Annotated in this window: 7 protein-coding genes; 5 read left to right on the top strand and 2 right to left on the bottom strand. The window is 73.4% G+C overall.

What is annotated here, in order from left to right:
* Window positions 1–189: 189 nt before the first annotated feature.
* On the bottom strand, window positions 190–819 hold the full coding sequence (locus ACH4KB_RS36625) for a TetR/AcrR family transcriptional regulator (RefSeq protein ID WP_398071221.1): 630 nt from the start codon (window positions 817–819) through the stop codon (window positions 190–192).
* 160 nt (window positions 820–979) lie between these two features.
* Here ACH4KB_RS36625 and ACH4KB_RS36620 point away from each other — a divergent pair, with 160 nt between their 5' ends.
* Together ACH4KB_RS36620 and ACH4KB_RS36615 are read left to right on the top strand one after the other, a co-directional pair.
* Window positions 980–1,966, top strand: a complete 987-nt coding sequence (locus ACH4KB_RS36620; protein WP_398071219.1) for a phosphatase PAP2 family protein — start codon at window positions 980–982, stop codon at window positions 1,964–1,966.
* Complete coding sequence (locus ACH4KB_RS36615) at window positions 1,963–2,931, top strand: hypothetical protein (protein ID WP_398071218.1); 969 nt, start codon at window positions 1,963–1,965, stop codon at window positions 2,929–2,931. The genes ACH4KB_RS36620 and ACH4KB_RS36615 overlap by 4 nt, the downstream gene beginning before the upstream one ends.
* A 97-nt stretch (window positions 2,932–3,028) precedes the next feature.
* Here the strand turns inward: ACH4KB_RS36615 and ACH4KB_RS36610 are convergent, their stop codons facing one another.
* On the bottom strand, window positions 3,029–4,261 hold the full coding sequence (locus ACH4KB_RS36610; RefSeq protein ID WP_398071216.1) for a cation:proton antiporter: 1,233 nt from the start codon (window positions 4,259–4,261) through the stop codon (window positions 3,029–3,031).
* Between the two features lie 390 nt (window positions 4,262–4,651).
* Here ACH4KB_RS36610 and ACH4KB_RS36605 point away from each other — a divergent pair, with 390 nt between their 5' ends.
* The 3 genes from ACH4KB_RS36605 to ACH4KB_RS36595 all read left to right on the top strand — a co-directional run bounded on the left by ACH4KB_RS36605 (window position 4,652) and on the right by ACH4KB_RS36595 (window position 8,029).
* Window positions 4,652–5,704, top strand: coding sequence for a glucose 1-dehydrogenase (locus ACH4KB_RS36605; protein WP_398071214.1), 1,053 nt, complete (start codon window positions 4,652–4,654; stop codon window positions 5,702–5,704).
* A gap of 140 nt (window positions 5,705–5,844) precedes the next feature.
* A complete protein-coding gene (locus tag ACH4KB_RS36600; protein WP_398071212.1) occupies window positions 5,845–6,357 on the top strand; it encodes a gluconokinase in 513 nt (170 codons plus the stop codon).
* A gap of 397 nt (window positions 6,358–6,754) precedes the next feature.
* A complete protein-coding gene (locus ACH4KB_RS36595; RefSeq protein ID WP_398071210.1) occupies window positions 6,755–8,029 on the top strand; it encodes a cation:proton antiporter in 1,275 nt (424 codons plus the stop codon).
* Window positions 8,030–8,105 lie beyond the last annotated feature (76 nt).

Below are 8,105 nucleotides of genomic sequence, written 5' to 3'. Positions count from 1 at the left end.
GGTTGTTCACACCCGCCTGGGGGGGGCCCTGCGGGGTGGCGGGGGCGGGCCGTGCTGGGGGGCGCCCCCCCGGGGGGCGGGGGGCCTCCGTCGTGGCCCCCGCCCGGCCGGGCGGTGCGCCGCCCCCGTCCCCACGGTGCGGCGCGGGTGGACCGCCGCCCATCCGCTGGGGCGGGCGGTCCACGTCTGTCAGGACTCCGGCGCTCCCGCCGTGAGTCCGAGGCCCGGGAGGATCGCCATCTCCACGAACCGGGTCAGATACGCCGCGTCGGCGTAACGCCCCTCCAGCAGCGGCCGGGCGCGCATGACGCCGAGCAGCTGGGCCGCGACGAACTCGGCCCCCGGAAGGTCGGCCGCGATCTCGCCGCGCGCCCGACCCCGCCGGACCATCGCGTCGATCGCCGCGATCTCCGGCAGGATCAGCGCCTCGCGCAGCGCACACAGCAGCTCCGGGCTCTGGAGCGCGGCATGGCTGAGGGCGTGCATCAGCGGGGTGTCACTCCCCGAGGCCTCGCCGATCGCCCGCGCGGCCTCCAGCAGGTCCCCGGCCAGCGTCCCGGTGTCGATGTTCGGGAGCCGCATCCGCCGGGTGCCGTGCAGCGCGGCCACGACCAGCTCCGGCTTGGAGCCCCACTGCCGGTACAGCGTCGACTTCCCGCACCGCGTGCGCGAGGCGACGCCCTCCATCGTCAGCGACTCGTAACCGCTCTCCCGCAACAGCTCCAGCACCGCCGCGTAAAGCTCCTGGGCCCGCTCCGGTGTGATCTTCGACCGGCGGGACGTGAGGGCTGACTCCTGTACGGAATCGGGCGACGACATGGGCTGTACCTCCTGCGGCGGTGCGGTGAGGTTCTCGATACGCCAGTGTACCGATACGCGTGTGTACCGATACGTCGGCGTATCGGTACACTGGCGTATCGATACGGCGTGGAGTTCACCGGGCCGTCCTGACACCGCTTCGCATCCAAGGGGGCACCGGGTGACCTACGCCCGCACCGAGCCCACGGACCAGGAGCCGGACATACGTGCCCGACCGCCCCTCGTCCGCGAGTTCCTTCTCGTGGCCGGACTCTTCCTGGCCTACAAGTTCGGCCGCCAGGCCGCCAACGGCCATGTCGAGGAGGCGTTCCGTAACGCCGGGAACGTCTGGGACCTCGAACGTGCCCTGCATCTCCCCGGCGAGGGCGCGGTCCAGGGGCTGCTGCTGCACAGCCAGCCACTGATCCACGCGGCGAACACCTACTACGCCGCCGTGCACTTCCCGGCCACGGCCCTCTTCCTGGTCTGGCTCTACTGGCGCCGACCCCGCCACTACGTCCGGTCGCGCCGCGTTCTCGCCGCGCTCACCGCCGCCGCCCTCGCACTGCACCTGCTGTTCCCGCTCGCCCCGCCCCGGATGCTGCCGGTCGCCGGACTCGTCGACACCGGTCAGGTCTACGGGCCGACGGTGTACGGACAGACGCCCGCGACCGACACGATGGCGAACCAGTTCGCCGCGATGCCCTCGCTGCACGTCGGCTGGGCCGTGATGGTCGCGGTCGGGCTGATCCTCGCCACTCGTTCCCGGTGGCGTTGGCTGTGGCTGCTGCACCCGGCGCTGACGCTGCTCGTCGTCGTGGGCACGGCCAACCACTACTGGCTCGACGCGATCGTCGTCGGGGCCATGCTCACCGTCGCCCTCGCCGTCTTCCGGCTGCCGCTGTCCGCCCGGACCGTTCCGGCCCCGCCCCGGCCGGACCTGTGGGGGCGCGGCGACGGGCCTCCCGTACCGGCGTACGCGGGTGGCGCAGGGCCCGGGCCCTCCGCGTCGGCCGTCCTGGTGAGGTCCGCCGGGCCCGCCAGTGTGCCCCGGGTCTTCGCGTCGGCCGGTCCGCCGCCCTTCGGAGCCGTCGGCGGCTCCGCCGGGCCCGCCGCCGGCTCGGATGCGGAATCGTGGGAGCCCGACCGGGCCGGAGCCGGGCGATGAACGCCACGCTGCTCGCCGTCGCGCTCTCCCTCGTCTCGGCCGGCGCCTACGCCGCTGCCGCCGTGGCGCAGTCCCGGCTGGCCGGCCGCACCGACCCGTCCACCGGACTCCTGCGCCTGCTGGGCCGGGGCGCCTGGTGGTCGGCGGTCGGCCTCAACGCCGCGGGAGCGCTGCTGCACGTTGCCGCGCTCAACTACGGCCCGCTCACCCTGGTCCAGCCACTGGGCGCGCTCACCCTCGTCGTCGCCGTCCCGCTCGGGGCGCGCGCCGCCGGACGCCGGGTCGGCCGCGTCGAGTGGCGCGGCACGGCCCTGACGCTGCTCGGCCTCGGCGCGCTGCTCCTGACCGCGGGCGGCTCCGGGCCGCACGAGACCCTCAGCCTTCCCGAGGCGCTCGGCGTCGGCGCGGCCACCATGGCGGTCGTCGCCGGACTCAGCCGGCCCGGGGCCCGCCCGGGGCTGCGGCACGCGGCTGCCTCCGGGATCACCTCCGGGGTCGCCTCCGCGCTCACCCAGACCCTCACCGTCGCGGTCACCGACCACTCCGGCGGCCCGTTGTTCAGCTGGCGGCTGCTGACGGTGGCGCTGCTCGTCTCCGCCTTCGCGATGGGCGGTCTGCTGCTGTCCCAGACCGCGTACCGGGGCGGGCTCGGCGCACCGCTCGCCGTGGTCACCCTCGCCAACCCGGTCGCCGCCGCCGCGATCGGCCTGGCCCTGCTCGGCGAGCGCCTCCAGGGCGGGCCGGTCAGCCTTGCGCTCGCCCTCCTCGGTACGGCGGCGGCCGTGCGCGGGGTGGTCCTCCTCAGCCGGGCCCAGGCGCGGAACACGGAACCGGCCGCCCCGCCCGATGCCCCTGTCCCCGGGGGCCAGGTTCCCTCCAGGGTCGTCATCGGCAGCCCCCGGCGCGCGGACACCGCACCCCCGGCGGGCGTCCCGGAACCCGTCCCCGCCCACGCGAGCGGCTGACCGGTCGCGGAGCGCGAGGGCGACGGGCAGGGCCGCCGGGCCACCCGGTTCGACGGTGTTGTGACGACGGGGCGCGCGGCGACCAGGCCCCGCCGCCTCACACCTCGGTGCTCCCGTCGCCCCGGGCCCGCTCGCCGAGCCGGCGGTAGAGCGCCAGTCCTGGCGCGCTGGTGACGCCGTGGACGACGGTGCTGGCCACGACGACCAGGGTCCCCGCCGCCAGGACAGTCGGGTCGACGCCGAGCCGGTGGGCCTCCATGGTCAGGTAGAAGAGCGCCGAGACGCCGATGGGCCCGAACCAGCCCAGGAAGAGAGCGTCCCGCCAGGTCAGCGACAACGGGCGCTTGAGGGCGAGCAGCACCGGAAGGCGGCGCAGCGACAGCGCTCCCAGGACCAGGAGCGCGCCGCGCCACCAGCCCAGCTCGCCCCATGAGTGCCAGGGGAGCATGGCGCCGAGTACGACGAACAGCGGTAGGACGATGAACCGGTTGACCGCCTCGTCGATCCTGTTCTCGTCCCGCCGTGCCTCCCACGAGCTGGTCGCGTTGAAGGCCAGGCCCGCGACGAAGACCGCCAGGACGCCGTCGACGTGCAGCAGCCCGGAGGCTCCCAGCACCAGCAGGGCCAGCAGCAGGGTGTAGACCAGCAGAGGGCCGGACTGCATGATGCGGTGCCGCTCGGCGACGGACAGCACCTTGCCGCCCAGCCACCCGGCCACGACCCCGAGGAGAGCGGCGCCCAGGACCTGCCAGAGCGACTCCAGCAGCGCTTCGCCGCCCCCCAGCGGTCCGGCGATCGCGATGGCGACGAGCACCAGGGGCAGGGCGAGACCGTCATTGGCCCCCGACTCCAGGGAGGCCAGCCGCCGGGTACGGGCGGAGACGCTCTTCTCGGCCGGCTCGCCGGAGACCACACTGGAGGCGAGCACCGGGTCGGTGGGGCACAAGGCCGCGCCCAGGAGCGCCGCCGCGCCCAGGCCGACGCCCAGAGCGGCGGCCGACACCGCGGTCGTCACCACGGCCATGGCGGCCATGGCCCCGAACAGCAGGACGGTCGCCGGCCGCGTCAGCGCCCGCACGTCACGGAACCCGTAGCGCAGGGCCACGGCCATCACCGAGATCGCCAGGAGCAGACGCGAGAACTCGTGCAGTTCCTCGTGCCCCTCCAGCACGGTGGGCAGGTCGACGACCCCCAGCACCTCGGGGCCGAAAGCGATCCCCGTCACCAGGGCCAGGAGCGGCGCGCTCAGCGGCGCACGCTGGACCCAACGGGAGAGGGCGGCGACGACGAGGGCCAACGAACCGACCACGGTCAGCAGAACATCGAGCATGACGGAGCGGCTACCCGATCCGGCTGGCGGGATGTCCTCCTGGCGGCCTGGTACCTCCAACGGCCGAGCCCCGCGTCGGTGACCGGGTGATCGGCTGTCCTTCCACCGTGCCGGGCATGGGCCGGTGTCTTTCCACCGTGCCGGGCCCGGGCAGCGGCTCGTCCCTTCATGGTCCCGGCGTGGGGCGCCGGTTCTCCGAGCGCGTTGGGAAGGCTTACCGGTCGACCAGGCAGGTATACGTAGCACTGGGCGTTCCGCCCGGCCTCCTCGCGCAGTCGGGCCCGTGGGCCCGCCGGCCCACCCGGCGTCGGGCAGGACGGCACCGCCCCGCGGCCGTCATCGCCCGCCGCGAACCGATACCGGCACGACCATGAGAAAGGCGGCACACCCGTGCGCGCACTGACCGTGAAGCCTGGCCGGCAGGACAGCCTCGACGTGCGGGAGCTGCCGGACCCGTCCCCGGCCGACGGAGAACTGCTGGTACGCGGCCTGGCCATGGGCGTCTGCGGGACGGATCGCGAGATCACCGGAGGCCAGTACGGAAGGGCGCCGTCCGGCCGGGACTGGCTGATCCTCGGCCACGAGTCGCTCGGCAGGGTCGAGCGGGCCCCGTCGGGCAGCGGCTTCTCGACCGGTGACCTGGTGGCCGGGGTGGTGCGCCGACCCGACCCCGTGCCCTGCGGCGCCTGCGCCCGGCAGGAGTTCGACATGTGCCGCAACGGACGCTACACCGAACGCGGAATCAAGGAGCTCGACGGCTTCGGCGCCCAGGCGTGGTGTGTGGAGCCCGACTACGCCGTGCGGTTGGAACCCCACCTGGCAGGCGTCGGCGTACTCATGGAGCCCACCTCGGTCGTGGCGAAGGCCTGGGAGCAGGTGGACCGGGTCGGGGGGCGCTCCTGGTTCGAGCCGCGTCGGGCCCTCGTCACGGGGGCGGGACCGATCGGACTGCTGGCCGCCCTCCTCGGCGTCCAGCGAGGGCTGGAGGTGCACGTCCTGGACCGCGTGAGCGAGGGCCCCAAGCCTTCGCTGGTCCGCGATCTCGGCGCCGCCTACCACACCGACGACGCGGAGCGGGTGATCGACGAAGTCTGCCCGGACGTCATCATCGAAGCGACCGGAGCCAGCACCCTGGTCTTCGCCTCGCTGACCGGAACCGCCTCGTACGGGGTGGTGTGCCTGACCGGTGTCTCGCCCGCCGGCCGTCGCATCACCGCGGACGCCGGCACCATCAACCGGGAAATGGTGCTCCAGAACGACGCCGTGGTGGGCTCCGTCAACGCCAACCAGCGCCACTTCCGGCAGGCCGCCGCCGCTCTGGCGCGGGCGGACAGGAGTTGGCTGGAGCGGCTGATCACCAGGCGCGTTCCCCTCGAACGCGCTGCCGAGGCGCTGGAGTCCCGGCCGGACGACGTCAAGGTGGTCATCGACCTGGAGGGGTGAGCCCCCCGGCCGCCGATCTCCTGGTTGGAGAACCAGACGCGCGGGGTACCCGTCAGCCTGCGTTCCACCGGGCGCAGGCCTGCGCCGACGACGCCGACCGGCCCTGAGTCCCGCGGGCCGCGCCGCGTTAGCCTGATGCGATGGCGCAGAATGAGAACGCTCCGTTGGTCGTGGTGATGGGTGTGTCAGGGTCCGGCAAGACGACGGTGGGCCAGTCCCTGGCGGGTTCGCTGGGCGTGCTGTTCGCTGAGGCCGACGATTTCCACCCCCCGGAGAACGTGGCCAAGATGCGCGCGGGGACCGCCCTCGGTGACGAGGACCGGCGTCCCTGGCTCGACGCCATCGCCGAGTGGCTCCGGGAGCACACCCCCGACGGAGGAGTCATCACCTGCTCGGCTCTGAAGCGGTCCTACCGCGACCGCCTCGTCTCGGCGGCGCCACGGGTGTTCTTCGTCCACCTCGACGGCCCGGCCGAACTCATCGCCGAGCGCATGGCCGCCCGGCGAGGACATTTCATGCCCGTCGAGCTCCTCCGGTCCCAACTGGACGCGCTGGAGCGACTCACCGACGAAGAGCGAGGAGCGATCGTTCCCATCACCGGCACGGTGGAGGAGACGACGCACTCCGCGCTCGCCGCCGTCCGCGACCGCTGACGCTTCGACCGGCCGCCCCCACCGTGGCAGCGCCTTCCGTGAGTCGAAGTCTGCGACGCGTTGGCCGCCTCGGTGCTACGGGCCGTCTCCCACGGGACGCCGGCAGCCGCGACGTGCGTCGCCCACGTCGCCCTCCTGGTTCTCTGCCGCAGAGGCGTCGCACTCCGCTGGAGCCGGGCACGCGGACGGCGTCCGGATGTGCGCAGGGCCTGACCGCCTCCCCGGCGGCGCGGCGTGGTGGTGGACAGGCCCCGAGGGCGGGCACGTCCGTACGGGGCCGCGCGGGTGACCGCCGTTTCAACGGGCAGACGTTCGAGGTTGGGTTTTCTCGGACCGGGCAGAGGGCCCGACCGGCGCCGACGCCGGTTCGTTCGATCGACAGCGGGGAGCGCGTCAGGTGGTCTTGGTCATCGTCTTCGGAGTGGCGCTGCTGGTGGCCGTGCTGCTGTCCGGTCTCGCCGCCCGGTCGGTGCTCTCCACATCGCTGCTTTTCCTGGTGGGCGGCGCGCTCGTCAGCGACGGCTTCCTCGGTCTGATCCACATCACGCCGGACAGCGACATCGTCAGGGTCACCGCCGACCTGGCGCTCTTCGCGGTGCTGTTCACCGACGGCATGCACGTCTCCTTCCCCGCGCTGCGACAGGCGTGGCGCAACCCCGCCCGCGCCCTCGGCCTCGGTCTGCCGCTGGCTTTCATCGGCGTCGCCCTGCTGGCCCACTTCCTCGTCGGCCTCGACTGGACGACCTCCTTCCTCGTCGGCGCCGTGCTGGCGCCGACCGACCCGGTGTTCGCCTCGGCCATCGTGGGCCGGGAAGAGGTCCCCGCCCGGCTACGGCAACTGCTCAACATCGAAAGCGGCGTCAACGACGGGCTGGCCCTGCCGTTCGTCCTCATCTTCATCGCGGCCGCCGCGCCCACCGGCCATGCCGAGGACGTCGGCTTCGCCTCGATCGGCGGTGAACTCCTGCTCGGGCTGGTCTTCGGGGTGACCCTGCCGCTGCTGGTGCACTGGCTCGTCCGGTTCCGTCTGCTGGGCGCGGAACCTCGGCTCCAGCCCCTGTTGCCGCTGGCGGTCGCGGTCATTCTGTACGCGGCCTGCCACCTCACCCATGCCAACCCGTACCTGGCCGCCTTCTCCGCGGGCGCGGTGATCGTCGCCGTCGCGCCCGAGGCGAGGACCGCCTTCGAGCCGCTGGGTGAAGCCCTCGCCGAGCTGGCGAAGTTCGCGGCACTCCTGGTCTTCGGAGCTCTGCTGACCCCTCACCTCTTCGGCGAGCTGCCGATCGGCGGCTACGCGGTGGCGGTCCTGGCCATCTTCCTCATTCGTCCGGCCTCGCTGCTGCTCTCCCTGGTGGGCACCGACTTCGACCGCAAGGAGAAGCTCACGGCGGCCTGGTTCGGCCCCAAGGGCTTCGCTTCCGTGGTCTACGGGTTGCTCGTGCTCCAGGCCGGCATCCCCCAGGGCGAGGAGGCGTTCACCCTGATCGCCGTCACCATCGCCTTCTCCATCGTGGCCCACAGCAGTACGGACGTCCCGATCGCGCGGCTCTTCGACGTCGAGAAACTGGTCGGTATTCCCGACGACGACAAGAAACCGCGGCGACGGGTGCCGTCCCGCGGCGCGGACAGCGGGACGCCCGGCGACCAGGGGACCGAGGGCCGCCCCGGCTGAGATCCGGCGAACCCGGTTCCGCCCGCCCGATTCACGCCTCCCGCCCTCGCTCACCGACGTACGGGGCAGCGTGAGG

It is taken from the genome of Streptomyces sp. NPDC017520, from assembly GCF_044329855.1.
Lineage (GTDB): Bacteria > Actinomycetota > Actinomycetes > Streptomycetales > Streptomycetaceae > Streptomyces.
This window is presented reverse-complemented; position numbering and strand designations above follow the sequence as displayed.